This is a genomic window from Mesorhizobium sp. P3_A2, assembly GCF_056403115.1.
The window spans coordinates 170,113-196,120 of the sequence record NZ_JBFUGC010000013.1 but is presented as its reverse complement, the minus strand read 5'-3'; the positions used below and the strand labels follow the sequence as shown (position 1 = coordinate 196,120).

The window sequence follows — 26,008 nt, the reverse complement described above, 5'->3', positions numbered from 1 at the left end:
CATATCGTGCCGGTGTTGGTCGGTGACCCCGAACTCTGCAAAATGGCCAGCGACCGCCTGCTTGGCGTGCACGGTATCTACATCCAGCCGATCAACTATCCGACCGTTCCGCGCGGCACCGAGCGGCTGCGCATCACACCGACGCCATTCCATTCCGATGCGCTGATTGCAGGACTGCAGGACGCGCTGGTCGAGACCTGGGATGCGCTCGGCATTCCCTACGGCTCCGCCGGACGGCCCGCTGTCGCCGAGAGCGACCGGATTGTTCCGCTGCTGGTGCCGAAGTCAGGCGGCTGAAGCCGCCGCCCGTTCAGCTCAAACAGTCTTCAGCCCCTTTTGCCTATGAGCAATTTGATCCGGCTCAAGGCTCGAAGCTTTTCGACGCCTTAGGAATGGAAATCAAATCTTCGAGGAGCATCGCCATGGGTCATAGTTCACACACGTCCTTTGCTGACTTTACGCACGCTGCTCAACAGGCGCAGCAATGGGTCAGGGAACTCGCCGCGGACCTCTGCTGGAGCGAACCGAGCGCGTGCCGACTTCTGAGGTGCGTTTTGCACACGATCCGAGACTGGCTGCCGGAATCGGAAATGGCCGATCTTTCAGCGCAATTGCCTGTTCTGGTTCGCGGCATGTACTTCGAAGGCTGGAACCCGTCGGGGCCTAGTAGCGACCGCGAGAAACGCGATTTCGTTCTCAGTGTCAGAAGTTGCTTCGGCTATGATGACGACGTCGATTTCGATGTCGCGATCAACGCCGTGTTCAAGCTTCTCGACCGTCACATTTCGCATGGCGAGGTCGTACAGGTCAGAAACTCGATGAAGAAGTCGCTGCGAAAACTGTGGCCGGTGGATTGACCGATGTTCCGCGACCGGAAAGACGCTGGCGTGAAGCTTGGCGTGGAACTGAGCAGGTTGCAACTGCATCAGCCCATCGTGCTGGCATTGCCTCGTGGCGGGGTGCCCGTCGCGGTGGAGGTGGCCAAGGCCCTCGGCGCACCTCTTGATCTTCTTATCGTCCGCAAGGTGGGCGCTCCGGGCAATCCGGAGTTGGCCGTTGCCGCGATCGTCGATGGCGATCCTGGGGAGGTGGTGTTGGACCGTGAGATTGTCGAGACCTATGGCCTCGACGACGACGCGTTACGTGTCTTGATTGCCAAAGAGCGTCCTGAACTCGAACGCCGGCGGGCTGCGTATCGAGGTAAGAGTAGACCGATCTCGATTGCGGGAAAAACCGCGATCATCGTCGATGACGGGGCCGCAACCGGTACGACCATGAAAATCGCGATCCGCGCCCTCAAGCGCCGGTCACCGAGGGAAATCGTCGTGGCAATTCTCGTTTCACCGCAAGAGACGGTCGTTGAACTGGCACGGGAAGCGGATCGCGTGATTTGCCTTAGTCAGCCAGGACATTTCCGTGCTCTGAGCTACCACTATTTGTGGTTTCCTCAGCTTATGGACAGCGAGGTCGTCGCTGCGATGGGCGAGGCCGTCCTGTCGCGATTGGGCCGGCAGGTCCGCGATTGCAACACGCAGCCGGCCCCGGCCTGAATGCCGCCACGAAATCAATGCCACGGACCAACCGAGAGCAATAGGAGATGATGTCATGCTGATCCGCACGCTTTCAGCCTTGGAATGCACGAAAATCCTGATAGCCAATCGCGTTGGTCACCCGGCGTGCGCGAAGGACCGGCAACCTTATGTCGTGCCCTTCTACTACACCCATTCGGACGCTCACCTTTACGCGTTTTCCATGCCGGGCAAAAAGGTCGAGTGGATGCGAGCCAATCCGCTGGTGTCCGTCCAGGTTGACGAACATGGCCAGGGCAGAGGATGGAGAAGCGTCGTTGTCGACGGGCGATACGAAGAACTGCCTGACCGGGTCGGCCACAAGCTGCAGCGGGATCATGCCTGGTCAGTGCTGAGCAAACACGCCGACTGGTGGGAACCTGGCGCGCTCAAGCCGATCGTTCCTTTCACAGCCGACAATGAACCGCACGTTTTCTTTCGGATCCTGATCGAGCAGATGTCCGGACGGGAAGCGAGCGAGTAGTCGTCCCATCGGATCTCGCGAGAAATGGAAAAGGCCGGCGAAATCTGCACCGGCCCTTTTCTCCTTTCGTTGAATTGTTATCGCGCCATCAAGACCGGCAGCGACTGGCCCTCAAGCATCGACTTGGTCACCCCACCGAAGATCCGCTCACGCAACCGGGAATGACCATAGGCGCCCATGACCAAAAGTTCGGCCGCGACGTCACCGGCATGCTGACGGAGCACGTTCGCGACCGAATGGTTCGAACTCGGCAGCCGCTCGACCGTAACCCTCACACCGTGCCGGGCGAGATAGGCCGCGGCATCCGCACCTGGCTCCTCGCCATGATGGAACTCATTTTCAATGGGATCGACGATGACAAGGCGCACATCTTCGGCGCCTTTCAGCATATCGAGCGACTCGCGTACGGCCCGCGATGACTCAAGGTGGCCGTCCCATGCAACGAGGATGCGTTTCGGCTTCAGCGTCGGCCGCGAGCCCTGGGGAACGAGCAGAATGGGCTTTCCCGATGAGAACAGCGTGCCTTCGATGACTTTGTCCTTCAGCGTATGGCTTGCCAGCAAATCCGGTCCCAGAATGGTCAGATCGGCGTAGCGGGCACGCCTTCCGATAACGTCGTCCGCCCATCCCATGTCGGGATAATCGTCGCTCAGATCGGCGGACACGGCGCTCTGGGAAAGAAAGCCGGTGACGTCAGAAATTCGTTTCTCGAGCCTTTTCAGCTCGGCCTGTCGCTCCTCCAGCCAGGCTGGTGAGACGACGGCAGCATATTCGCCGCCTGAGGGCGGCGCGGCCAACTCGAGAACGAGCACGGAGAGATGGGCACCGATCTGTTCGCACAGCGAGGCGGCCAGCTTCAGATCGCCCTCGCCCTGGTTCGGCCCGGTAACCGTAAGCAGTGTCCTGAAAGCCACGGCAACAACTCCTCATTGCGAGTGAATCTTCAATCGTTGCTGAAGTGTAGGCGAGAGAGGCAGGCGCGTTCATTGCGCTGAATCAAACACCTTGCGTGCGGCCGATGTTGTCGAAGACCACGCGGCCAAGGAGCCGTCGTGCCTCCTGTTCGCGGCGATGATCGCCCGTCGATCCTGCCCGTTCGTTGCGTTGGATCAAAGCGTTCTGCGGTTCTCGCGATTAGCTGTTGCCCGAGTTCGACGCGCCGGTCGGCGCTGGCGAAATTTGGCGAGCATCGATCAGATCGGAAGGCATCGCATGAACGAGTCCACCCTGCGACGCGCATTGCTGGTCGTTGCCATCCTGGGTCTCGCCTTTGGGATCGGAGTGTGGCGAACCGGGCTCGGCCCCCTTGAGGCCGACACGATCTGGACGCTGGCGACCTTGCCGGTGGTGGCAGCTCTCGCCCTCTCCATTCTGCGCGATTTCTGGATTGGCCGCTTCGGCGTCGATGCAATTGCGCTGGTCTCGATGTCCGCTGCACTTTTGCTCGGACAACCCCTTGCAGCAGTGGTGGTCGCGATCATGTATGCCGGCGGTACTGTGCTAGAGGATTTCGCCCGCGGCCGCGCGGAACGGAACCTGAAGGCATTGACCGACCGGTCGCCGCGTGTCGCCCATCGGACGTCAACCCGGGGGACAGAGACCATCTCCGTCGAGGACGTAGCCGTCGGCGATGAGCTGTTGGTGCGTGCCGGCGAACTGCTTCCTGTCGACGGCACCCTGCTCGATCCTTCGGCCTCTCTCGACGAATCGGCAGTGAGTGGAGAACCCCTGCCGGAACGTCGGACAGCGGGCGACATGCTGCGCAGCGGCACGATCAATGCGGGCGAGCCCTTCAGCATGCGGGCTTCTGCCTTGGCGGGGCAGAGCACCTATGCCGCGATCGTACGCATGGTCGCCGCAGCGCAGACCGCGAAATCCCCGTTCATCCGCATGGCCGACCGCTTCGCCCTGTTCTTGCTGCCAGCAACTTTGCTGGTTTCCGGTGCCGCCTGGTACATCTCCGGCGATCCAATCCGGGCACTGGCCGTGCTGGTGGTCGCTACACCTTGCCCGCTCATCCTCGCGGCACCGGTTGCCTTCATCGGCGGTGTGTCCCGCGCCGCGCGCGCCGGCATCCTGATGAAAGGCAGCACGGCTCTGGAGGCCCTTGCGCAAGTCCGAACCGCGATCTTCGACAAGACGGGGACCTTGACCATCGGCGGCGCCGAGCTCATCGAAATCGAAGCCGCACCCGGCCGTGACGCGAACCATTTGCTGCGGCTCTTGGCTTCCCTGGAACAGGCCTCGCACCATGTGCTCGCCGACTCGATCATCCGGGCGGCGCGCGGCAGACAGCTGATGCTTTCGCATCCGCGTGATGTCTGCGAGCATCGCGGCGCGGGCCTGAAGGGCCGGGTCGACAACATGGTGATCGCGGCGGGATCGCGCGCTCTCGTGCTCGCCGACAAGTCGCTGCCCGGCTGGGCGAAAGGCGGCGAAGAAAGATACCGGGACGAGCCGGTGCTCAGGGTTTTTATCGCACTCGCGGGAGAGCTTGCAGGTATTTTTACGTTCGGGGACGCCGTGCGTGTCGATGCGCGCGACACACTCGGCAAGCTGCGCTCAGCCGGCATTGCACGCATGGTCATGCTCACGGGCGACGACAGAGTGGCAGCCAAGCGCATCTCCACCTTGCTCGACCTTGACGCCATCGTCGCCGATGCGGCCCCTGCTGAAAAAGTCGCGACGGTCGAAGCCGAGAAAGCCCTGGCGCCGACGATGATGATCGGCGACGGCATCAACGATGCCCCTGCCCTGGCGGCGGCAACGGTCGGTGTCGCCATGGGCGCACGTGGTGCGACCGCCTCCTCCGAGGCGGCGGATGTCATCGTGCTGACCGACAGGCTGCGGCCCATCGCCGATGCTGTCCGGATTGCACGGCGAACGCGGTCGATCGCCTTGCAAAGCATCATTGCCGGGCTGGCGCTGTCGGGACTGGCAATGATTGCAGCGGCCATGGGGCAGATCACCCCGGTTGCCGGAGCGCTGCTTCAGGAAGGGATTGACGTGGCGGTTATCCTGAACGCTTTGCGGACCCTTGGCGATGGCCATCTGTGGCGCGCATAGTGGTCGAGAGCAAAATGGGTGATAGGCCATGGCAGAGCAGCATCTGGTGGTTTGCAGCAAATGCGGTGGCGTCAACCGCCTGCCGCCGGGTCGCAATGCCACGGAGGCGAAATGTGGAAAGTGCGGAACCAGGCTGTTTTCGGGGCATCCAGGAGACGTCGACACCCGGGTGTTTGATTGTCAGATCGCGCGCAGCAGTCTTCCCGTTGTCGTCGACGTCTGGGCACCCTGGTGCGGCCCCTGCAAGATGATGGCTCCGGCCTATGAAGCGGCAGCAATTGAACTGGAGCCGCATGTTCGCCTGATCAAACTCAATTCCGACAATGAGCAGGCTGTTGCGGCCAGACTCGGCATTCGCAGCATCCCGACCATGATCCTCTTTCATGGCGGGCGCGAGATTGCGCGCACATCCGGCGCAATGACGGCAGGCCAGATCGTCAGGTGGATTCGCGACCACCTGCCAGCGGTCGCCGCCTGAGAGCCGCCGCCAATGGATCCGCTCATCGCTCGGCTGGGACTGGCCCTCGCAATAGGCCTGCTCGTCGGCTTGGAGCGCGGCTGGCAAGAGCGGGACGCGCCGGATCGCAGTCGCACGGCCGGCATCCGGACATTCGGCATATCCGGCTTGCTCGGCGGCGTGCTCGCCGCACTCGCCAACGCGCTCGGCGCGGTATCCGTGCTGGTCGGCGGCTTCATCGCCTTTGCGGCGATCTTCGCCTGGTACAAGGCGCGCGAGGCCGCCCATGACGAGGATTTCAGTGTCACGGGCGTGATCGCTGGCCTTGGCGTTTTCGCCCTTGGTGCGCTTTCCGTCGCCGGCGACTACCGGGCTGCTGCTGCCGGTGGAGCGGCATTGGCGGCAATCCTGGCCAGTCGCGAGGTCCTGCACGGTCTTTTGAAGCGACTGACCTGGATCGAACTGCGGTCAGCGCTGATCCTGGCCGTGATGACGGCGATCGTTCTGCCCCTGCTGCCAAACCGGACGATGGACCCCTGGGGCGGTTTCAATCCGTGGGAGGTCTGGTTCCTGACGGTGCTGATGGCCTCGATTTCGTTCGCCGGCTACGTGGCTGTTCGCATTCTGGGCAATACGCGTGGTCTGCTGGTCAGTTCGATCACCGGTGCAATCGTCTCTTCCACAGCGGTGACCTTGGCGCTTGCCCGCAATGCCGCGTCGGCAAGCAATCCGCTGCCGCTCGCCGGGGCGGCATCCTTGGCTGCAATGGTTTCGGTGCTCCGCGTCTGCGCCGTGGTTCTGATCGTCGAGCCAAGCGTGCTCGCATCGGTCGCCATTCCGGCGATTGCCGCAGCGCTTGCCTTCGCCGTCTGCGGCGCATTGCTGCTGACTCGTGACAGCGGGAACGGTGAAGGCAGCGCGATCACGCGCAACCCATTCGAACTGGGCCCGTTGCTGCTCTTCGCCTTGCTCTTTGCGATCGTCGCGACCGCAAGTGCCGGGCTGGCCGCTCAATTCGGTGGGCGCGGTCTGCTGGCGACTTCGGCGCTCGCCGGCTCATTCGATGTCGATGTCTCCGTGCTAGGCGCACTGCGCCTGGTCAAGCATTCCGTGTCCGTCGAGACCGTGGGCCAGGCCGTGCTCGCGGCGCTGGCAGCAAACGCCATCGGTCGCCTGTCGCTTGCTGTATTTGCCGGTCCGGTCAGGTTCTGGCTGCCACTGGCTGTCGCAACCCTGATCGCCGCGACCATGGGCATCTGCGCCCTCCTGTTGCTTGGTCCTGGATAGAAGTGGTGTTCTCAAGCCTTCTTGATGCGGATCAAGGGCCAGGTCCCGCCACCGCTCTATGAAACTCCGTGAAAGGAGTTCGCCATGACCACTTTGAAGGACCTCACCCCGAAATTCCGCCATGTCCGGCTGCTGCTTGCGCGTGAAAAGAGCCACCCGGAAGGCGACCGTGAAGAAGGCTATGACGTGCTGGCTCCATTGACCGGCGAAGGAAAGATCGATGCGGAAGAGTGGAAATCGCACAGGGCCTCTTGCCGTGTTCGCCGCTTTCGTACCGGCGAGGAAGACCTGATCGGCCGGCTGAGGCGCAAGCCCGGCGGACAGTGGTATTTCGACTACGCCGAAGGCGACCGCGATGACGAAATCGGCTTCCATCTCGGCGACGAACGGTTCGTGACCGGTGAGTACGTGTCGATCGAGCGCAACGGCGCCATGCACACTTATCAGGTGGCAAGGGTCGAGCGTCCTTGACGCTGCAATGCCAGGCTCCCTGGGAGTAGACCATGTCGCGACGCATCCTCATCGTGGTCGGCCATCCCGACCCGTCCCCTGACCGGCTGTGCCGCGGTCTTGCTAAGGCCTATGGCGAGGGTGCGGAAAAGGCGGGGCACGCCGTCCGCCGGGTCGATCTGGCAGCACTTGATTTTCCGCTGCTGCGGACGATGCAGGAGTTCGAACATGGCGCGCTGCCCGTCGAACTGAAGGATGCAGCCGAAGCGATCGTCTGGGCGGAGCACATCGTCTTTGTCTTCCCGCTGTGGCTCGGAACCATGCCGGCTCTGCTCAAGGCATTTCTGGAACAGGTGATGCGGCCAGGGACGGCCTTCGCCTACCCCGACACCGGCGGCGGCTTCACCAAGACGCTGCTTCGCGGCCGCTCTGCGCGCGTCGTGGTGACGATGGGCATGCCTTCCGTAGTCTACCGGTTATGGTTCCTCGGACACGGCATCGCCGGCATGAAGCGAAGCATTCTGCATTTTGTCGGGATCACTCCGGTACGCGAGACTTTGTTCGGCATGGTCGCTGGCGCCAGCGATGCGACCCGTGCGAAATGGGTCAGCCAGATGCGCAATCTCGGCGAGCGAGCGCTTTAGCGCAGCGATTTTGATACCGTTCGAAGCGCATCAAAGCTGCCGCCGTCCTTGTTCCTCGACTGCCTTCAAACGGACCACAGAAACCGAGCAAAGGGCCTGTGCCACGACCTTGGTCGAAACGCTGCCGAGGTGACGGCGGATTGCCGAGGACGCCCGCGCTCCAACCACGATATGCCCGACGTCATTGTGCTCGGCGTAGGTGAGGATCGCATCGGCAGGGCTGACAGCTTCAAGCACATGATAGCTGATGCGATCCTCCGGCATATGCAGTGGATGGGCCCAATCCTTGAGAGCTACGAGCCGCTTCAAATAGACCGAGCGCCCTGTCTCGTCGGTCGCCGGCGTCTCGCCGATGATTTCGGTCTTCAGGACCGTCACGCAGGCCAGCCACGAATCCTCACGCGAGGCCAGCACGCGGGCGGTTTCGTTGCGAACCTCGCCCGCCAGCGCATCGCCGCCATTGGCCAGGTCGACTGCGGCAAGAACAATCGACGGTCCGGCCTGTGTCCTTGTCGAACTCGGCCTGCCAACGAGCGACCTGTCATCCGTCTTGCGAAACAGGCTGGTGATCGCACCCCACACACCCTCGTTCCGGGGCTTGCGCTTGGCAACGACCACCTGGTCAGGGCTCCTCAGATCGGACAGGATGTGTGCCGCCTCGACGTATCGTTGAGACCTGTCCACTTCCATGCATTTCAGAATGATGGCTTCCAGCCACCGCGGAATGGCGTCGTTGATACTCCGCGGCAATCTAGGCGCATGATAGAGCCTGCGCTTCATTCCCGCCAAAGTCGCCGGCCGCCCGAACGGCTCCTCACCCGTGGCCAGTTGATAGAGGATGCAACCCAGCGCGAACAGGTCACTTGCTGGATCGGATCGCTCCCCGAGCACCTGTTCGGGTGAGATATAGGCGGCGGTGCCCATTGGCACTGAGCTTTCCGCGCCGAGAAGATCGGGAAGCTCTGCATGTCGGGCGAGCCCGAAGTCGAGGAGCACCGCACCGCGCTTGGCGAGAATGACATTCTCTGGCTTGAGATCGAGATGAACGACTTTCTGCCGGTGCAAGGCAGCGAGTGCCGTCGCTATCTCGATGCCGATCCTTGCCACCTCGTCCCCAGGCAGAGGCGCGCTGCCGACGATATCTGAAAGGCCCCTTCCGACCACGAACTCCATGGCTATGTAGGGAACCTGCGCCAGGCTGCCGGATGCAGCGAAACGCGGCACATGTGGTCCCGACAGGCGTTTCAGGATCAGCTCCTCCACCTCGAATCCAAGGATGACGGAAACATCCGCGCCCGGGTCGAGAAAGGGGATCTTCAAAACAAGCGAAAAATCGTACCGCGGGTTGGTCGCCCGCCAAAGCGAAGCCATGCCGCCGGAGGGAAGCTTTTCGACCAGCTCGAAACCATCGATGACCGCGCCTGCCTCAAACCGTCGCATCAAATAGGTCTCCTTGAAGCCTAGCGGCCAATCTTCAGCCGCATGCCAAGCCATCCAGGCAGGCCGGCGGCGTGGATCTTGCGGGCTGTTTCTTCGTGATCATAGGGAACACGAACCATCGTGACCTCTTGCCGCTGCGTGTCGACAAGAACAAAGCACGCCGCCGGGTTGCCGTCGCGCGGTTGGCCGATCGCGCCGGCGATCACCAGGTGCCGCCTTATCTCCAACAGGGGTGCAGCCACATTGTCATGCGGCTGAAAATGCATCGGTCGGCGACCGGGCAGCGCGTAGTAGATGGCGGGAATGTGGGTGTGGCCGCAGAAAACGAAGCGGGCGTCGCTTGCCGAGAGGCAGCGTTCCGCTGCATCCAGGTCGCGTATATAGGGCCACTTCCCCGGTCGCTCCGCACTTGCGTGCACATAAAGGCGGTCTTCGGATTGCAGCGAAAGCGGCAATCGCGTCAGGAATTCAAGATGTGCCGGAGCGATGCGTTCGCGAGTCCACTGGACGGCGAACCGCGCGTTCTCAGTCATATTGCCTAGATTCAGCGCCACTGCCTCGTCGTGGTTGCCCATGATGCAAAGCGCGCCGTCAGCCATCAGATGGGCGGCCTTCTCGATCACATAGATGGGATCGGGACCGTAGCCGACCAGATCTCCCAGCAATACCAACTCGTCTGGACTGCCGCGTTCGTGAACAGCTTCCATGACCGCGTCAAATGCCTCGCGATTGGCATGGATGTCAGACAGGATTGCAATGCGCATTCAACCTTGTCCCAGAGTTTGGCAAAGAATGGCAAGGTGCGTGCCGCGAGTGATTTGATACGGCTGCGTCGCGATCATTTGGGGCGGCTAAAGCAACGTGCCGTCTCTTTGGGGTGGCGCAACATGGCTGAGTGACGCCGAGTCTGCTTCAGCGTCTGCGGTCGCGCTTTTGGAAACCAGGCGTATGACAAAGACGACGTATCCAACCTGCAGAACGACCAAGTCGATAGTCGCCCAGCCCAATGCTGTCCAGACCGAGCCCGTTACCGTGTAGGTCCACACCGCGACGATGGTCGAGGTGACAAACATTCCGACCAGGAATTGCGGAAGATACATCGCTGCCCACCGTTCCGATGCAAGATTTCGAAACGACTCCCTATTGCTACCGCCCAAAACGAAGGAGGACTTAAGCGACCGGCGCGCCTCGCCATTTGATGTGGATCAACAATCCGCGCGACTAGGTAGTTTCCCGTAGGGACAAAACCGAATTTCGCGACCCACGGATTCGCGCGATTGCTGTGTCACGGATCAACCGGGAAAACAGCCATGCACGCCTACACCGCCTCCAGAATTTCATTGCCGTCGCATTCTGCTCAGCCAAGCCTGCCAGCGGCCTTTGGCTCGGAAACGCAACAGCCCATCAGCTTCTTTCCCGCCGGTTCGGAGATTTATGCTCAAGGCGAGAAGGCCGGCGCCCTGTACCAGGTCGAATTCGGTGCCGTGCGCATCTATCGCCTGCTCGCAGACGGCCGCAGGCAGATCAGCGCCTTCCACCTCGCCGGAGAGACCTTCGGGTTCGAAGCCGGCACGACGCACCATTTCTTCGCCGAAGCGATCAACGCCACCGGGGTCCGCACCTTCCGCCTTGCTGCCGGAGCTGACATGTCCCGTGAGTTGCTGCCATTGGCGCTCAAGGGCCTGACCCGCGCGCAGGAACACCTCCTTGTCCTCGGTCGCCAGAACGCGATCGAACGCGTCGCTGCCTTCCTTGTCGACGTAGCTGAGCGGCAGGGCGGATTGCGGCAGGTTGAGTTGCCAATGTCGCGTATGGACATCGGTGACTATCTCGGCCTCACCATCGAGACCGTGTCGCGGGTCTTCACCCGGCTGAAGGATAAGGGTGTCATCCGCCTGCTCAACCTGCGGAGCATCGAAATCGTCAAGCAGGACGTATTGCAGGCGATGGGCGAATGACGGCGCCTACCTGGGAAACCGAGACGACCATGACGTCGCAGAACCGGCCTCAGCTCAAGGAGCACACGACGATGGACAACGCATTTACCACCCATACCGGCTTTCGCTTCGAAGTGCGCCGCGCGCGCCCTGAAGATGAGCCAACGCTGGCCGAATTCTTCACCCATGTGACTCCGGAAGACCTGCGCTTCCGCTTTCTCAGCGCTGTGAAGGAAGTCTCTCATGAACGGCTGGTGGCCATGACGCGTTCAGATGACGCCCATATCCATAATTTTCTAGCATTCTCGACCGACGGGACGCTCATCGCGGTTGCGACGCTGGCAAGCGATCGAGCCGATCGAAACGGCGAGGTTGCGATATGCATTCGCCAGGATCGCAAGCATCTGGGCGTTGGCTGGGAGCTGCTCGCCTATGTTGCGAAATATGCCGAAGAACTCGGCCTCAAAGCGATCGAGTCGATCGAGAGCCGTGAAAACCGTGCTGCGATCGAGGTCGAGCGCGACATGGGTTTTACCGTCACTACCGATCCCGACGATGCAACACTTGTGCTGGTTCGGCGGAAGCTGGGAGCGCGATCGGCCGCCTAGAGCAATTCCAGGAAAAGTGTAAAAACGGTTTTCCATTCGGAATTGCGTTGAAACAAAGCGTTAGAGCCGCTCGGCGTTTCCACGGAAACGGCGAGCTGCTGTAACTACCGCAGCGGCTCCCGGGCAGATCGAAAGACGAGCATCTCCGCGGCCACAGCGCTTTCTTCATCCGCTGGAATGACAAGGACATCGACGCGGGAAGTCGCAGCGCTGACCATCTTCTGACCTTCTCGGTTTCGCTCCTCGTCGAGACCGACTCCAAGCCAGGTAGCGGCAACGCAAATCCTCTCCCGGACCAACGGCGCATTTTCGCCAATGCCGGCGGTGAACACCAGTGTGTCCAGCCCCCCCATGGCAGCGGCCAGCGATCCTATCTCACGTCCGATGCGGTAGACGAAGAGGTCGACAGCCTCGGCGGCGGCAGGATCGTCTGAGGCAATCAGAGTTCGCATGTCACCCGATATTTGAGATACACCGAGCAGACCCGATTGCTCGTAGAGTAGCGTGACCAGTTCGTCCGCAGACAGCCGCCGCTCCTGCAGCAAGTGAAGGATGACTCCCGGATCGAGCGCGCCGCAACGCGTGCTCATCACCAGGCCGTCCAGGGTGGAAAACCCCATCGTCGTGGCGATGCTTCGTCCGGCGTCCATCGCGCACAGGCTGGCACCGCTGCCGAGATGGGCGACGATCGTGCGGCCGCCGGCGCGCGCGCCGTAGCGGTCACGCAGCTTCGCAGCGATATGGCTGTATGACAGGCCGTGGAAGCCATAGGAAACGATGCCCGCCTCGGTCATCGTTCGCGGCAGCCCGTAGATTTTGGCAAGCTCCGGCCGGGTTGAATGAAACGCCGTGTCGAAGCACCCGATCTGGAGGGCCTGCGGCAGGAGCTCAGAGGCCAGCTCGACAATCTCGAGATTGATCCGTTGGTGGATGGGCGCCATCGGCTCGAGCAGGCGCAATGCTTCGAGCGTGTGTTCGTCGAGCAGTGTCGCTTCGGTGTAGTCACGCCCGCCATGAACGATCCTGTGGCCGACCCTGTCGATGCGACGCAGGAATCCCCTATCGGCGAGCACGGAGGCCGCCGCCGCGAACGCCTTGTTCATATCGATCGGTGCGTCGGCTAGGTTCCTGTCGATCTCTGACCTGCCAGCTGCAGCCTCGACGCGCAGCCGCGGTCGATGGCCTAGAGAGGAGACACTGCCGCGCAGCAGCAGCGGTAGTTGCTCACGTCCCTCGAAGACGGCGAACTTCAGGCTCGAAGAACCGCCGTTCAGGACAAGGATCGCACCGGTCATGAAGCCATCCGATATGTTGCCGTCCCCAGGCGTTTGCCGGCGGGCATCCGCTCAACCTGGACGCTTGGGCGCCGCATCATCCTGGCCCCACTTCCAGTCAAGGATCTCCGGCATATCCTGCCCATGGGCGCGAATATAGGCCCGATGTTCTAGCAGCTTGCTGTCCATTGCCTGCTTTAACGCGAACCGGACGCTCTTGAGGCGCGGAACCCAGTCGAGGACGCTTTGGACGATATGAAAGCGGTCGAGGCCGTTCAGCACAGTCATGTCGAAGGGCGTCGTGGTCGTGCCCTCCTCGTTGTAGCCGCGCACATGGATGTTGTCATGGTTGGTGCGCCGATAGGTCAGGCGATGGATCGTCCAGGGATAGCCGTGATAGGCAAAGATGACCGGCTTGTCGGTGGTGAACAGCGCATCGAACTCGCGATCCGACAGCCCGTGCGGATGGTATTCCTTCGGCTGAAGAGTCATCAGGTCAACGACGTTGACCAACCTGATCCGGAGATCAGGAACTTGCTGCCTGAGGATTTGCACGGCGGCCAGCGTTTCGAGGGTCGGGACGTCGCCGGCGCAGGCCATCACGACGTCGGGCTCAGCCCCATCGTCCGTCGACGCCCAGTCCCAGATGCCGATCCCTGCCCGGCAGTGGACGATTGCCTTGTCCATCGACAGCCACTGCCACGATGGTGGCTTGCCGGCGACGATGATGTTGATGCGGTTCCAGGTCTGCAGCACATGATCGGTTACGCAGAGCAATGTGTTGGCGTCCGGTGGCAGGTAGACGCGGACAATATCGGCCTTCTTGTTGAGAGCGACATCGATGAAGCCGGGGTCCTGATGGCTGAAGCCGTTGTGTTCCTGATGCCAGACATGACTCGACAACAGATAATTCAGCGATGCGATCGGCCGCCGCCATGGGATGTCGCGGCAGGCATCCAACCATTTCGCATGCTGGTTGAACATGGAATCGACGATGTGGATGAACGCTTCGTAGCAGGAAAACAGGCCGTGGCGCCCGGTGAGCAAGTAGCCTTCCAGCCAGCCCTGGCAGGTGTGCTCGGAAAGGATTTCGAGAACTCTGCCGTCGCGCCCGAGATGAACGTCTTCGGGCAGGATCTTTTCCATCCAGCCACGCTCCGTCACTTCGAACACGTCCTGAAGGCGGTTCGAGGCAGTCTCGTCAGGGCCGACGATGCGGAAGTTGTTCGCGGTCTCGTTCAACTGCATGACATCACGCAGGAAGCTGCCCATGACCCGCGTCGACTCGGCCTTGATAGCGCCGGGGTGCTCGACCGCAATGGCATGTTCATGCAACCCGGGAAGGTCGAGAGATCTGCGCAGCAGGCCGCCATTGGCATGCGGGTTGGCGCTCATCCGTTTCGTTGCCTGGGGTGCTGTGGCGCGGATCGAAGAGACCGGAGCGCCGGTGGCGTCGAACAGCTCTTCGGGCCGGTAGCTTCTCAGCCACTCCTCGAGCAGCTTGAGATGCTCGGGGTTCTCCGCAAGGCCTGACAGGGGAACCTGATGCGAGCGCCAGAAGCCCTCGGTCTTCAAACCGTCAACCTCTTTCGGGCCGGTCCAACCCTTGGGGCTGCGCAGCACGATCATCGGCCATTTTGGTCGCGACGCGGTCACCGCAGATCCGTTGCGTGCCGCATGCTGGATAGAATGGATCCGATCAAGCGCATCGTCGAGCACGCTCGCCATCCGCTCATGCATCAGGGTTGGCTCGTAGCCTTCCACGAACAATGGCTCATAGCCGTAGCCGGCAAACAGCGCGCGCAATTCGTCTTCGGGAATGCGGGCCAGAATGGTTGGATTGGCGATCTTGTAGCCGTTCAGGTGCAGGATCGGCAGCACCGCCCCGTCGCGCGCCGGGTTGAGGAATTTGTTGGAATGCCACGCGGCAGCCAGTGGCCCTGTTTCCGCCTCGCCGTCACCGACAACACAGGCAACGACAAGGTCGGGATTGTCGAAGGCGGCGCCATAGGCGTGCGAAAGCGAGTAACCCAACTCGCCGCCTTCATGGATGGAGCCGGGCACATCGGGCGCGGCATGGCTCGGGATGCCGCCGGGGAATGAGAACTGCCGGAACAGCTTGCGCATTCCTTGCTCATCCATCGATATATCCGGATTGAACTCACTGTAGGTGCCCTCGAGATAGGTATTGGCCACCATTGCCGGACCGCCATGGCCGGGGCCGCAAACATAGATCACATTTGCGTCCCTGAGCCGGATCGCGCGATTGAGATGCGCATAGATGAAGCTCAGCCCCGGAGACGTTCCCCAATGGCCGAGCAGGCGCGGCTTGACGTGCTCCAGCCGCAACGGTTCGCGCAGCAACGGATTGTCGAGCAGGTAGATCTGGCCGATCGTCAGATAGTTGGCAGCGCGCCAATAGGCGTCGATGTCATGCAGCTCGCGATCGGACAGCCGGCCACTGGAAGTTGGTATTGTCGTATGCTCTGTCATGTCTGGCTCCCATCGCCTGTTGGCGCCCTGTCGCCGGATTGCGATATGGGCTTGTGTTCGTCGATCTGCTGCGAATGGACACCAACGCGCTCTTGCGCTTTCAGTTCATCGCTTCGCAGTCTCTATGCGTCCTTGTCCTCGAGTGCCCTGCGCATGCGCCTGATCACCGCTGCGCGACTCCGTTCGTCAGCTGCGGCGCTGACCGCCTCGTTGACGTCCAGGAGAAGCTTTGAAAGGTCATTGTGCCAGTCGAGGCGGGCAATCTTTTCCGGCTTCAAACGGCGGGGCTCGTTGACCTCGACCGGCAAACTGCGACCGCGGGTCAATTGGAAAGCATCGTCCAGCCTCGGGATGATGATCTTGTCGTCGGGTATCAGTCCTGCAAGCCTTCCACGCAGGCCGCCGAGCCCAGCCTCCTCTCCATGCGTCAGGAACACCTGCTGCTTCACCGGAGTTCGGGCCTTGAGCCAGGCGACCAGTTCGCTAGCGTCGGCGTGGCCGGAATAGAGCTCGAACAGGCTGATACGTGCCTTGACCTCGACTTCCTCACCCTGGATGCGTACCCGCCGAGCGCCGTCCAGCAGGACCCTCCCGAGCGACCCTTGGGCCTGGTATCCGGCCATCATCACCGTCGCGTTCCGGCGCCAGAGATTGGCCTTGAGATGATGGCGGATACGCCCCGCGTCGCACATGCCGCTGGCGGCGATCACCACGAAGAAGCCGCTCAGGCGGTTGATCGCCTTGCTCTGTTCCACCGTCTCGGTGAAGCGCAGTTCCTTCGAGTTGAGGGCCTGACGCAGCACGTCACCCTGTTCGATCTCACTGGCATGCCGCTCGAAAATCGCACTGGCGCGTGTTGCCAGCGGCGAGTCGACGAAGACCGGGGCTGACGGCACCTCCCCCGCTTTCATGAGCAAATACAGGTCGACCAGCAGTTCTTGCGTTCTCTCGACGGCGAAGGACGGAATGATGAGGGGGCCGCCGGCCCCGGCGGCGCCACGCACGATCTCACCGAGCTGGGATCGCCGCTGTTCGGGCGAGACGTCCGGCCGGTCACGGTCGCCATAGGTCGACTCGCAGATCAGATAATCAACGTCGGAGGGGCCCTCGGGATCGGTCTGAAGCAGCTTGTGGCCTGGGCCGATGTCGCCCGAAAACATGATACGCAGCGGCCCATCATGTCGGTCGATCTCGAGCTCCACCGATGCCGAACCAAGCAGGTGGCCCGCGTTCCAGAAGCGGGCGCGAAGGCCATCGGCGACGGTGGTCCATTCGCCATATTCCAAAGCCCGGAACAAAGTCATGCACGCGGCCGCATCCTGCAAGGTGTAGATCGGTTCAACCGGCGCACGGCCGCGCTGCGCATTGCGACGGTTCAGGTGCTCGACCTCCATTTCCTGGATATGCGCCGAATCCGGCAGCATGACCGAGCAAAGATCAATGGAGGCGCGGGTCGTATGGATGGGACCAGAAAAGCCCTGTTTGACCAGTTTCGGCAAAAGGCCGCTGTGATCGATATGCGCGTGCGTCAGGATGACAGCGTCAATCGCATCCGGTGGAAACGGGAACGCCCCGTAGTTCAATTCCCGTTCGGACTTCGACCCCTGGAACAGGCCGCAGTCGACAAGGATGCGCGAATGCAACGTCTCGATCTCATAACATGAGCCGGTGACGCCGTGGGCTGCGCCGTGGAAACGCAGGATAGGATCCGTGCCACCTCTCATCTCGCCACGACCTAATGCGACAGGAGGACAGGCAGGCGCAGATCCGCGAGAATGCCTTCGGTGGCGCCGCCAAGCACGAAGTCCCTGACGCGGGAGTGGCCGTATCCGCCCATGACAAGCAGGTTGCCGCCGACCTTCAGAGCATGCTCCTGAAGCGCTGTTGCGATTGAACTGTCCCCTGCCTGGATGGAGACAGCCTTGGCCACCAGACCACGCGTCCTCAAGCCCAGTGCAAGGCGTTCGCCGATGCCCTGCCCCGGAAGCGGCTTTTCGTCGGTCACGGTCACAACGGTGATCGTCGAGGCACGTTCGAGAAAAGCCCGCGCGTCGGCAACAGCCCTTGCGGCCACTCGGCTGCCGTCCCAGGCGATAACAACATGTCCAAGCACCCCAACGTCCGTGGAGTCGGGAAGAAGCAGGGTCGGTCGGCCCGAGCCGAACAGGATCGCCTCGGCTAACATTCGCGCCGTCTGGTTGGACGCCGCCCAGCCGACTAGGCTGATATCGAAATAGCGGGAATGCTTCGCGGCAACATCACCCATCAAGGCCGGTGGTGCTGTCAATTCCTGCGTGCTGAGGGTCACACCGCCACGTGCGGCTTCCTGGATAATTGCCTCAAGTAGAGCTTTGCCATGCTTGCGGCTTGTCGCCTCAACCTCCGCTATCTTGTAGGGGAGATCGAGCAAATAGGTTGAGAGCGGGTTCGAAACGTCGGGAATGTCGACATTAATGGCGACGGCATGAAGCGCTGCGTCGATTTGCTTGACGGCGGCAACCACGTTTGCCGCGACTTTCAAGGAGTTGGCGTCTGGATAGGTCCCCAAGGATAGAGATGCCATCAGCTTCACTAGGATCGTCTCCATTGTCGAACGGCCAGCTGCCATCCTGCAACATCTTGTAGTCACAGTGGACGAGACGAGCTTTGATTCATCGCAATGCGTCTCGAGCCTGAGGAGTGGCCAAGCGCTTGGGCAGGAGCAGCCCTTCACCAGCCGTTGTGATCCGGATAGCTCTGCCGCCAAACCCGAACGTGGCAACGACAGCCCCTTGTTCGGGCCTGTTATGACCAGCCTATTTGCACTTGGCGCGCTCACCGCCCTTCTCATCGGTTCGATGGTGGGCTCGGGCGTCTTCAGCCTGCCGCAGAACATGAGCGCGGCGTTCGCTACGCGCTGAACGCCACAGTCACCAATCTGGATTTCGGCGGGAATGGTCAGACCGGAACTGTCGAGCGTGTCCTCTATGAGCAGGACGGACGAAAGCGCCGAAGACCCCGACCAGATCCTGATGCATCGACCCGTGGTCAGGCCCGAGCCTGTCGATTAGCGCCTGGATATCGAGCTTTGTCGATTTGCAGCACATCGGATGCCCGCAATTGACATACATGGTTTCGCGGGCGGCTAAGGTGTCAGCGAGGGTCTTTTGGGGCATGGCGAACTCCATTGAAGGGGTCGCCTCCTGATGGCCGCTCCTCCGCCAAGAGCCATTGGCGGGAAATGTCCCCGCAAGGTTTTGTTGCAGAGTTTCTAATATTATGGTCGGCTTTAGCCGGCTTGCTCCCAAAAGCCCCAAGCCGGTCAGGCCCGGCGGTCAGTCGAACACACCCCAACGGACCGTCGGGCCGCTAAACTGGACCTGTAGGGTTTAGATCATTCGCTGCTGCCGATGCCGGGCTTGCCTCGGCGCCTTTCGATGCCCGTTCATAGATCAAGCTGACGACCAGACCGACATACCCAAGTTGCAATATGACCAAGGCAAGGATGGCCCATCCAAGCGCCGTCCAGACGGCACCCGTTTCCATGTCAGCCCAGATCGCCACGATGAACGACGTCGCGAACATGCCGACCAAAAATTGCGGAAGATACATCGTTGCCCCGCACCCGTTAAAAGAGCCCGCCGCTCCATTTGCGAAGCGGCTCAACGGTGTCGATCCTTACGCATACATCGCCAACGTTCTCGAGCGCATAGTCGACCGGCACCCGGTCAACCGCCTCGACGAACTCCTCCCATGGGCATGGAAAGCGGGAAATCCTGTCAAGAGCTGACGCCACGTGCAGCAACCGGACGCTTACGGTCGTGTGGTCGTGTCTAGTCTGGCAACGAAGATCGCTCAGCACTAGCAGCGAAGCCTGAACTGGCAGTTCGAGGAGTGTGGGAAGCCTTCTGGTTGTCGCGCCAGATGACCCCCAGCCGTCATGCTTTTCGGCGGCGTAAATGCCAAGGCCTGAACGCCAGTAGACTTAGGCCTCGCGCGATCTCATCCGCTCCGACCGACGGCGGCATGTGCAAGGCTGGTTGTACGAGATTACGCACCTTGCCGGCCATGACAATCGCGTTGCGATCCGACATGCCGCGAACATCGAGCAGCCTTACGTCAGCCCAGACATTGTTCAATTTTGCTGCGACGCGATCGGGCATCAGGTCAAGGTCATGACCCGCATGAACATTGGCGAACAAACAGCCGGAAGCATTTTTCAGGCGTGTCTGAACAAGGCCGAAAAATGTCTCGGCGCATAGGTGGTCTGGAATGCGTCTTCCGGAATATGCATCGAGGACAATTGCGTCGTAGCGATGCCGGTCGGTACGCAGGAAATTGCGCCCGTCAGCAACATGACAATCGACCTCGCGAGGAAGCCCGAAATACTTGTGAGCGATCCGGAAGGCGCTTGGATTGATGTCAACTATCGTCACGCGCACGCCGGCTCTGTCCAACATGGTGCCCAGGCTGCCGCCGCCGCAACCGATCATCAACACATCCGATGCTTGCATTTGCGCGAGAAGGCCAAAGATCGCGTGTATGTAAGGCACCACACTTACGCCATCTGGGTCGCACTCGCTTTGGAAGCAGCCACCTTGACGGTAGATGAACGAGCCGGTGTCCTTCGCGCGAAGAACTTCGATATTGCCGAAATCACTGTGATATTTTGCTATCCGGATCATGATTTACCCATCGTAGCCAGGGTTCCAAATCCTGAAGTTCCACCAAGCATGGGCTTGATCTTGAGGACGACTTTTGAGGGCTGAGGTCCTTCAAGGTGCGCTCCGGTTTGCGCCATCAGCCTGGGATAGCCGGCCATGAACGGCTGACATCAAAAGATGATATCTAAAACATCATTTATTGACTGTAACACATTTCAATGTATGCTGCAACGCGTAGAGCTTATGTCTCAAAGCTGAAAAAGGGGCGATTTGTGATAACTGCTCCGCAGTTGCGCGCCGCCAGGGCGCTGCTCGGCATCGATCAGCGCAGACTTGCCGAATTGTCCGGCCTTTCGGTGCCGACAATTCAGCGCATGGAAGCCAGCGAGTGGATGATCCGGGGTAATGTCGATTCCCTGATGAAATTGATCGCAGCGCTTGAGGTCGCCGGCATCGAGTTGATCGGGGAAGGTGCGACCAGCCAGGCTGGTGGGCGTGGGGTGCGGCTCAAGGTGGGCTTCAACCCAGCCAGGATTTCCGGCGCCGACGATGCGGAGACCGGCTCCGGCGAGAGCCTGCCGTGACGCCGATCGTTGCCCTTCCCTTGTGCGGCGTCGCCGCGCTTCTCGGAACCGCCATAGGGGCTGTCGCGGTCAGCCGACGTGGTTCGGCGACACGTCTGGTCTATGGCGCAACGCTTGGCATATCGGCCGCCCTGTTCGTGATCGTCACAAGCGCGCTGGCAGGCGATCCTGCCGGCATCTCAACCGTCACGCTGCCACTTGGACTGCCCTGGATCGGCGCTCATTTCCGTTTGGATGCGCTCTCGACTTTCTTCCTCGTCGTCGTCAACTTCGGCGGCGCCATGGCCAGTCTTTATGGCCTCGGCTACGGCAGGCATGAATCCGCGCCGCATCGGGTGCTGCCGTTCTACCCGGCCTTCCTCGCTGGAATGAACCTTGTCGTGCTGGCCGACGACGCCTTCACTTTTCTGCTGTCCTGGGAGTTCATGTCGCTCGCCTCCTGGGCGCTCGTCATGGCGCACCATCGCGAACAGGACAATACGCGGGCAGGTTACATCTATCTGGTGATGGCAAGCTTCGGCACGTTGGCGCTGCTGCTCGCCTTCGGTCTGCTGGCCGGACCGGCCGGAACCTACACATTCGACGCGATGCGTGCCGGCGAGCCAAGCCGGTTCGTCGCCGCCGCAGTCCTTGGCCTCATGCTGCTCGGCGCCGGCTCCAAGGCCGGCCTTGTCCCTTTGCATGTCTGGCTGCCGCTCGCCCATCCGGCGGCACCGAGCCATGTCTCCGCCCTGATGAGCGGCGTCATGACCAAGGTCGCCGTCTATGGCTTCATACGCGTCGTTTTCGACCTACTCGGCGAGCCGGCCTGGTGGGCGGGCGTCGTAGTGCTCTTCCTCGGCGGTCTGACCGCGGTTCTCGGCATCCTCTACGCATTGATGGAAAAGGATCTCAAGCGGCTCCTCGCCTACAGCACGATCGAAAACATCGGCGTCATCTTCGTCAGCCTTGGCCTCGCGCTTGCCTTCAAGGCGAACGCCATGCCGTTGGCTGCGGCACTGGCGCTCACCGCCGCTCTGTTCCACGTTCTCAACCATTCCTTGTTCAAGAGCCTGCTGTTTTTCGGCGCTGGCGCCGTGCTCACAGCGACCGGCGAGCGCAACATGGAGAAACTGGGCGGTCTTATCCACCGCATGCCGCTGACCAGTTTTGTCGTTCTCGTCGGCTGCGTTTCGATCTCCGCGCTTCCGCCCTTCAACGGCTTCGTCTCCGAATGGCTGGCCTTCCAAGCCATATTGCAGAGCCCTGACCTGCCGCAGTGGGGTCTGAAGGTCATGGTGCCTGCCGTTGGTGGCCTGCTGGCATTGTCGGCGGCGCTGGCGGCGGCCTGTTTCGTGAAGGCGTTCGGAATTACATTTCTCGGCCGGCCCCGGACCGCCGTGGTGGAACGTGCGCACGAGGTCGATCGCTATTCGCTGGCGGCAATGTTCATCCTCGCGGCACTTTGCCTGCTTGCCGGCATTCTGCCGGGCCTCGTCATAGACGGCCTTTCACCGGTGACGCTTTCGCTCATCGGCAACCGCATGCCGGTGCAGATGGCGCAGCCCTGGCTGTCGATCGTACCGATCGCCGAGAGCCGCAGCTCCTACAATGGCCTGCTGGTGTTCCTTTTCATCGCTGCTTCCGCATCGCTCGCAGCAGTCGTGATCCACCGCTTCGCCTCGCATGCGCTCCGCTGGAGCCCCGCCTGGGGCTGTGGTTTGCCGGACGTTACGCCGGTCGCGCAATACACGGCAGTCAGCTTCGCGCAGCCCATTCGCCGCGTCTTCGGCACATTCGCGTTCCGGGCCAGGGAAACGGTAGAGATGCCACCGCCCGGCGCGACTGGCCCGGCGCGTTTGACTGTCGAAATGCACGATGTGGTCTGGGAGGCTTTTTATCAGCCGATCGCTGGCGCCATCGATTTTGCAACCCTGAAGTTGAACCGCCTGCAGTTCCTGACCATTCGGCGCTATCTGACTCTCGTTTTCCTCTATCTCGTCACCTTGCTCACGGTGCTCGCGCTATGGCCCTGATCCTTCAGTTGGCTGTCCAGGGCGCACAGATGATGCTGGTGCTTTTGCTTGCACCGCTGCTGACCGGCTTCGTGCGCAAGGTGAAGGCGAGACTGCTGCGGCGCCAGGGGCCTTCCCTGATCCAGCCCTACCGGGATCTGTTGCGGCTTATGCGCAAGGAAGTCGTCCTGGCGGACAACGCATCCTGGCTGTTTCGCGTCATACCCTACCTGATCTTCGCCGCCACCTGGGTCGCTGCCGCGCTCATCCCGACGTTCGCAACCGGCCTTACCTTCAGCTGGACCGCCGATCTGATAGCCATCGTTGCGCTGCTTGGCAGCGCCCGCTTCTTTCTGGCGCTGGCGGGGATGGATGTCGGCACGAGTTTTGGCGGCATCGGTTCAAGTCGCGAGGTCATGATCGCTTCATTGGCTGAGCCCGCCATGCTTCTGATCGTGTTCAGCCTCGCGCTCGTCGCCGGAGCGACGCAGCTCTCCACCGTCGCCGCCTTCATGGCTTCGCCCGATGTCGGTCTGCGGGTGTCGCTCGGCATGTCGCTCATCGCTCTCGTCATCGTGGCGATCGCCGAAAACGCCCGCGTGCCGGTGGACAATCCGGCAACCCATCTGGAGCTCACGATGGTTCACGAGGCGATGGTGCTGGAATATTCCGGCCGCCATCTGGCGATGATCGAGTTTGCCGCTTTCCTGAAGCTGCTGCTCTATGTCTCGCTGATTTCCTGCGTCTTCGTCCCCTGGGGACTGGTGACTGCCCAGGCCGGGCCGGCTTCCTACGGTCTGGGCGTCGTCGCCTATGTCAGCAAGCTTGCCGTCTGCGGCATTCTCCTTGCCGTATTCGAAACCGCCATCGCCAAGATGCGTGTCTTCCGTGTTCCGGATTTCCTCGGGGCGGCGCTCATGCTGGCCCTGCTCGGCACACTCTTGCTGTTCGTCTCACGGAGCCTTTGATGAACGGTCTCACCTTCGACATCGCCCATCTGCTTGCCGGTGGCCTGGTGCTGGTTAGTTTCATGATGCTGTATCAGGATCGCCTCTTTGCGCTGATCAACGTGTTTGCATTGCATGCGGTCGTCCTCGCTCTGTCCGTGGCCTGGCAGGCATACATCCAGGACGCCCATCATCTCTACGTGACCGCCGCGATCGCCCTCGTGTTCAAGGCGATCGTCATTCCCGTCGGGCTTCATCGCATCATTCAGCGGCTCGGCATCCATCGCGACATCGAGACCGCCGTCGGCATCGGTCCGACCATGCTGGCGGGAATTGGTCTGGTGACGCTCTCCATGGTCCTGATGCTGCGGGTCACCGCTGAGGCCGATCCGCTGGCGCGCGAGGATCTGGCCTTCGCGCTGTCCATCATTCTGCTCGGGCTGCTGGTGATGGTCACCCGCCGAAATGCCGTCAGCCAGGTTGTCGGCTTCATGTCGCTCGAGAACGGCCTGGTGCTGGCCGCCACGGGCGCCAAGGGCATGCCGCTGGTCGTCGAGATCAGCGTCGCCTTCTCGATCCTGATCGCCTTCATCGTCATCGGCGTCTTCCTGTTCCGCATCCGCGAAAGGTTCGACTCGGTGGATGTCGGTGCGCTCGACGACTACAGGGGAGAACGCCGTTGACCGGGTTTTCCTTCGATGCGGTGGCCGCCATTTTGCTGATACCGCCAGCGGCTGCGGCACTCATGGCCGTGCTGCCGAACTATCGGGTGACGGCACGACTGAATGTCTTCGCCAGCTTCCTGACCTGGCTTGCCGCGCTGTCGCTTCTTGTCACCGACCGGCCGCAGCCGGGGCAGTATCTGCTGGTCGACGATCTCAACATCGTCTTCATCGTGCTCAACACATTCGTCGGCTTCACCACCAGTGTGTTCAGTGCCTCCTACATTGCGCACGAGCTCGACACCGGCCGGCTGACCGCACCGAACTTGCGGTTCTACCACGCCATGTACCAGATCATGATGTTCGGCATGAACCTCGCATTCGTCTCGAACAATATCGGCTTGATGTGGGTGGCGGTGGAGCTTGCCACGCTGACCACCGTGCTCATGGTCGGCATCTATCGCACCCATGAAGCGCTGGAAGCCGCCTGGAAATATTTCATTCTGGGAAGCGTCGGCATTGCGCTCGCCCTCTTCGGCACCATCCTCGTCTACATGGCCGCCCAACCGGTGGTCGGCGCGGGCACGAATGCCATGGTGTGGACCGTGCTGATCGAACATGCCGCGCGTTTCGACCCGGCTTTGCTCAACGTCGCCTTCGTCTTTCTGCTGCTCGGCTACGGCACCAAGGTCGGCCTTGCCCCCTTGCATGCCTGGCTGCCCGACGCGCATGCGGAAGGCCCAACGCCAATTTCCGCGGTGCTGTCGGGTCTGCTTTTGAATGTCGCGCTCTATGCCGTGCTGCGCTTCAAGCTGGTGCTGGCAGCAAGTCCGCAGGCGATACCCCCGGGACCGTTGATGGTCACGATGGGGCTCACCTCCCTCATCTTCGCCGCCTTCATGCTCTACCGCCGCCGCGACATCAAACGCCTGTTCGCCTACTCTTCGATCGAACATATGGGCATCATCGTCTTTGCTTTTGGCATGGGTGGTCCGCTCGCGAACTTTGCCGGCCTGCTGCATATGGTCATGCACAGCCTGACCAAGTCGGCGATCTTCTTTGCGGTCGGCCACATCGCGCAGGTCAAGGGGACGCAAAAGATCGCCGACATAAGAGGGCTGACGGAAACCCATCCGGGGCTTGGCTGGGCGCTGGTCATCGGTGTCATCGCCATCGCCGGCCTGCCGCCGCTCGGCATCTTCATGAGCGAATTCCTGGTCGTGAGTTCGACTTTTGCCAGGCAACCGCTTCTGGCGATCCCGTTGGTGTTCGGGCTTCTGCTCGCCTTCGGCGCCCTGCTGCTGCGGCTGATCGGCGTCGCCTTCGGCGAGCCGCGCGGCAGCACCGCGCCCGTCGAGGCATCCTACGTGCCGATGTATTCCCATCTGGCGTTGGTATTTGGCGCCGGCGTATATCTGCCATCGCCCCTGGTCACGTGGTTCCAGCATGTCGCGGCCATTCTGGGATGAA

The 26,008-nt window shown here is 61.5% G+C and carries 25 protein-coding genes and 1 pseudogene; 17 read left to right on the top strand and 9 right to left on the bottom strand.

What is annotated here, in order from left to right; all coding sequences use genetic code 11:
- From AC1DXM_RS26440 to AC1DXM_RS26425, 4 genes are all read left to right on the top strand, one after another.
- Positions 1–297 (top strand): aminotransferase class I/II-fold pyridoxal phosphate-dependent enzyme (locus AC1DXM_RS26440; protein WP_477237677.1); only part of this gene is annotated, 297 nt, incomplete at its 5' end.
- A 95-nt stretch (positions 298–392) separates the two neighbouring features.
- Positions 393–857 carry a DUF2267 domain-containing protein gene (locus AC1DXM_RS26435; RefSeq protein ID WP_477237675.1) on the top strand — a complete coding sequence of 155 codons (465 nt, stop codon included), beginning with the start codon at positions 393–395 and terminating at the stop codon, positions 855–857.
- Positions 858–860: 3 nt separating this feature from the next.
- Positions 861–1,550 carry a phosphoribosyltransferase gene (locus AC1DXM_RS26430; RefSeq protein ID WP_477237673.1) on the top strand — a complete coding sequence of 230 codons (690 nt, stop codon included), beginning with the start codon at positions 861–863 and terminating at the stop codon, positions 1,548–1,550.
- Positions 1,551–1,605: 55 nt separating this feature from the next.
- Positions 1,606–2,052 carry a pyridoxamine 5'-phosphate oxidase family protein gene (locus tag AC1DXM_RS26425; protein ID WP_477237671.1) on the top strand — a complete coding sequence of 149 codons (447 nt, stop codon included), beginning with the start codon at positions 1,606–1,608 and terminating at the stop codon, positions 2,050–2,052.
- A gap of 77 nt (positions 2,053–2,129) precedes the next feature.
- Here AC1DXM_RS26425 and AC1DXM_RS26420 read toward each other — a convergent pair whose 3' ends face one another.
- Complete coding sequence (locus AC1DXM_RS26420) at positions 2,130–2,966, bottom strand: universal stress protein (RefSeq protein WP_477237669.1); 837 nt, start codon at positions 2,964–2,966, stop codon at positions 2,130–2,132.
- Positions 2,967–3,264: 298 nt separating this feature from the next.
- Here AC1DXM_RS26420 and AC1DXM_RS26415 point away from each other — a divergent pair, with 298 nt between their 5' ends.
- The 5 genes from AC1DXM_RS26415 (at position 3,265) to AC1DXM_RS26395 (ending at position 7,956) form a co-directional block, all read left to right on the top strand.
- Positions 3,265–5,118 (top strand): heavy metal translocating P-type ATPase, encoded by a 1,854-nt coding sequence (locus AC1DXM_RS26415; RefSeq protein WP_477237667.1) that lies wholly within the window; start codon positions 3,265–3,267, stop codon positions 5,116–5,118.
- Between the two features lie 28 nt (positions 5,119–5,146).
- Positions 5,147–5,596, top strand: coding sequence for a thioredoxin TrxC (gene trxC / locus AC1DXM_RS26410; RefSeq protein ID WP_477237665.1), 450 nt, complete (start codon positions 5,147–5,149; stop codon positions 5,594–5,596).
- Between the two features lie 12 nt (positions 5,597–5,608).
- Entirely contained in the window at positions 5,609–6,862 is a 1,254-nt protein-coding gene (locus AC1DXM_RS26405; protein WP_477237663.1) for an MgtC/SapB family protein, read from the top strand.
- 84 nt (positions 6,863–6,946) lie between these two features.
- The gene (locus tag AC1DXM_RS26400) at positions 6,947–7,333 is read left to right on the top strand and encodes a hypothetical protein (protein ID WP_477237661.1); all 387 of its coding nucleotides are present in this window, start codon (positions 6,947–6,949) and stop codon (positions 7,331–7,333) included.
- 32 nt (positions 7,334–7,365) lie between these two features.
- Positions 7,366–7,956 carry an NAD(P)H-dependent oxidoreductase gene (locus AC1DXM_RS26395; RefSeq protein WP_477237659.1) on the top strand — a complete coding sequence of 197 codons (591 nt, stop codon included), beginning with the start codon at positions 7,366–7,368 and terminating at the stop codon, positions 7,954–7,956.
- Positions 7,957–7,986: 30 nt separating this feature from the next.
- Here AC1DXM_RS26395 and AC1DXM_RS26390 read toward each other — a convergent pair whose 3' ends face one another.
- Positions 7,987–9,396, bottom strand: a complete 1,410-nt coding sequence (locus tag AC1DXM_RS26390) for a protein kinase domain-containing protein (RefSeq protein WP_477237657.1) — start codon at positions 9,394–9,396, stop codon at positions 7,987–7,989.
- A 20-nt stretch (positions 9,397–9,416) separates the two neighbouring features.
- Complete coding sequence (locus tag AC1DXM_RS26385) at positions 9,417–10,160, bottom strand: metallophosphoesterase family protein (protein ID WP_477237655.1); 744 nt, start codon at positions 10,158–10,160, stop codon at positions 9,417–9,419.
- A 546-nt stretch (positions 10,161–10,706) separates the two neighbouring features.
- On the opposite strand from AC1DXM_RS26385, the gene AC1DXM_RS26380 reads away from it, so the two are divergent.
- Positions 10,707–11,354 (top strand): helix-turn-helix domain-containing protein, encoded by a 648-nt coding sequence (locus AC1DXM_RS26380; protein ID WP_477237653.1) that lies wholly within the window; start codon positions 10,707–10,709, stop codon positions 11,352–11,354.
- 71 nt (positions 11,355–11,425) lie between these two features.
- Positions 11,426–11,941 carry an N-acetyltransferase family protein gene (locus AC1DXM_RS26375; RefSeq protein ID WP_477237691.1) on the top strand — a complete coding sequence of 172 codons (516 nt, stop codon included), beginning with the start codon at positions 11,426–11,428 and terminating at the stop codon, positions 11,939–11,941.
- Positions 11,942–12,045: 104 nt separating this feature from the next.
- Here AC1DXM_RS26375 and AC1DXM_RS26370 read toward each other — a convergent pair whose 3' ends face one another.
- The 5 genes from AC1DXM_RS26370 to AC1DXM_RS26350 form a co-directional block, all read right to left on the bottom strand.
- Entirely contained in the window at positions 12,046–13,236 is a 1,191-nt protein-coding gene (locus AC1DXM_RS26370; RefSeq protein WP_477237651.1) for an acetate/propionate family kinase, read from the bottom strand.
- 51 nt (positions 13,237–13,287) lie between these two features.
- Positions 13,288–15,708, bottom strand: a complete 2,421-nt coding sequence (locus AC1DXM_RS26365) for a phosphoketolase family protein (protein ID WP_477237649.1) — start codon at positions 15,706–15,708, stop codon at positions 13,288–13,290.
- Between the two features lie 122 nt (positions 15,709–15,830).
- On the bottom strand, positions 15,831–17,432 hold the full coding sequence (locus tag AC1DXM_RS26360; protein WP_477237647.1) for an MBL fold metallo-hydrolase: 1,602 nt from the start codon (positions 17,430–17,432) through the stop codon (positions 15,831–15,833).
- 11 nt (positions 17,433–17,443) lie between these two features.
- Complete coding sequence (locus tag AC1DXM_RS26355; RefSeq protein ID WP_477237689.1) at positions 17,444–18,271, bottom strand: universal stress protein; 828 nt, start codon at positions 18,269–18,271, stop codon at positions 17,444–17,446.
- Between the two features lie 785 nt (positions 18,272–19,056).
- On the bottom strand, positions 19,057–19,353 hold the full coding sequence (locus AC1DXM_RS26350) for a hypothetical protein (RefSeq protein WP_477237645.1): 297 nt from the start codon (positions 19,351–19,353) through the stop codon (positions 19,057–19,059).
- On the opposite strand from AC1DXM_RS26350, the pseudogene AC1DXM_RS26345 reads away from it, so the two are divergent.
- A pseudogene (locus tag AC1DXM_RS26345) lies at positions 19,346–19,477 on the top strand (transposase domain-containing protein); the annotation flags it as partial. The gene AC1DXM_RS26350 and the pseudogene AC1DXM_RS26345 overlap by 8 nt on opposite strands.
- 148 nt (positions 19,478–19,625) lie before the next feature.
- On the opposite strand, the gene AC1DXM_RS26340 reads toward AC1DXM_RS26345, so the two are convergent.
- Positions 19,626–20,372 (bottom strand): spermidine synthase, encoded by a 747-nt coding sequence (locus AC1DXM_RS26340; RefSeq protein ID WP_477237643.1) that lies wholly within the window; start codon positions 20,370–20,372, stop codon positions 19,626–19,628.
- Between the two features lie 251 nt (positions 20,373–20,623).
- On the opposite strand from AC1DXM_RS26340, the gene AC1DXM_RS26335 reads away from it, so the two are divergent.
- From AC1DXM_RS26335 to AC1DXM_RS26315, 5 genes are read left to right on the top strand one after another with little or no spacing between them, the layout of a single operon-like run.
- Positions 20,624–20,935: a helix-turn-helix domain-containing protein gene (locus AC1DXM_RS26335; protein WP_477237641.1), complete on the top strand. Its 312-nt coding sequence runs from the start codon at positions 20,624–20,626 to the stop codon at positions 20,933–20,935.
- Entirely contained in the window at positions 20,932–22,950 is a 2,019-nt protein-coding gene (gene hyfB, locus AC1DXM_RS26330; protein WP_477237639.1) for a hydrogenase 4 subunit B, read from the top strand. The genes AC1DXM_RS26335 and hyfB overlap by 4 nt, the downstream gene beginning before the upstream one ends.
- Positions 22,941–23,897, top strand: a complete 957-nt coding sequence (locus AC1DXM_RS26325) for a respiratory chain complex I subunit 1 family protein (protein WP_477237637.1) — start codon at positions 22,941–22,943, stop codon at positions 23,895–23,897. Before hyfB ends, AC1DXM_RS26325 begins: the two co-directional genes overlap by 10 nt.
- Positions 23,897–24,559: a hydrogenase-4 component E gene (locus tag AC1DXM_RS26320; protein WP_477237635.1), complete on the top strand. Its 663-nt coding sequence runs from the start codon at positions 23,897–23,899 to the stop codon at positions 24,557–24,559. Before AC1DXM_RS26325 ends, AC1DXM_RS26320 begins: the two co-directional genes overlap by 1 nt.
- Entirely contained in the window at positions 24,556–26,007 is a 1,452-nt protein-coding gene (locus AC1DXM_RS26315; RefSeq protein WP_477237633.1) for a hydrogenase 4 subunit F, read from the top strand. The genes AC1DXM_RS26320 and AC1DXM_RS26315 overlap by 4 nt, the downstream gene beginning before the upstream one ends.
- Position 26,008 lies beyond the last annotated feature (1 nt).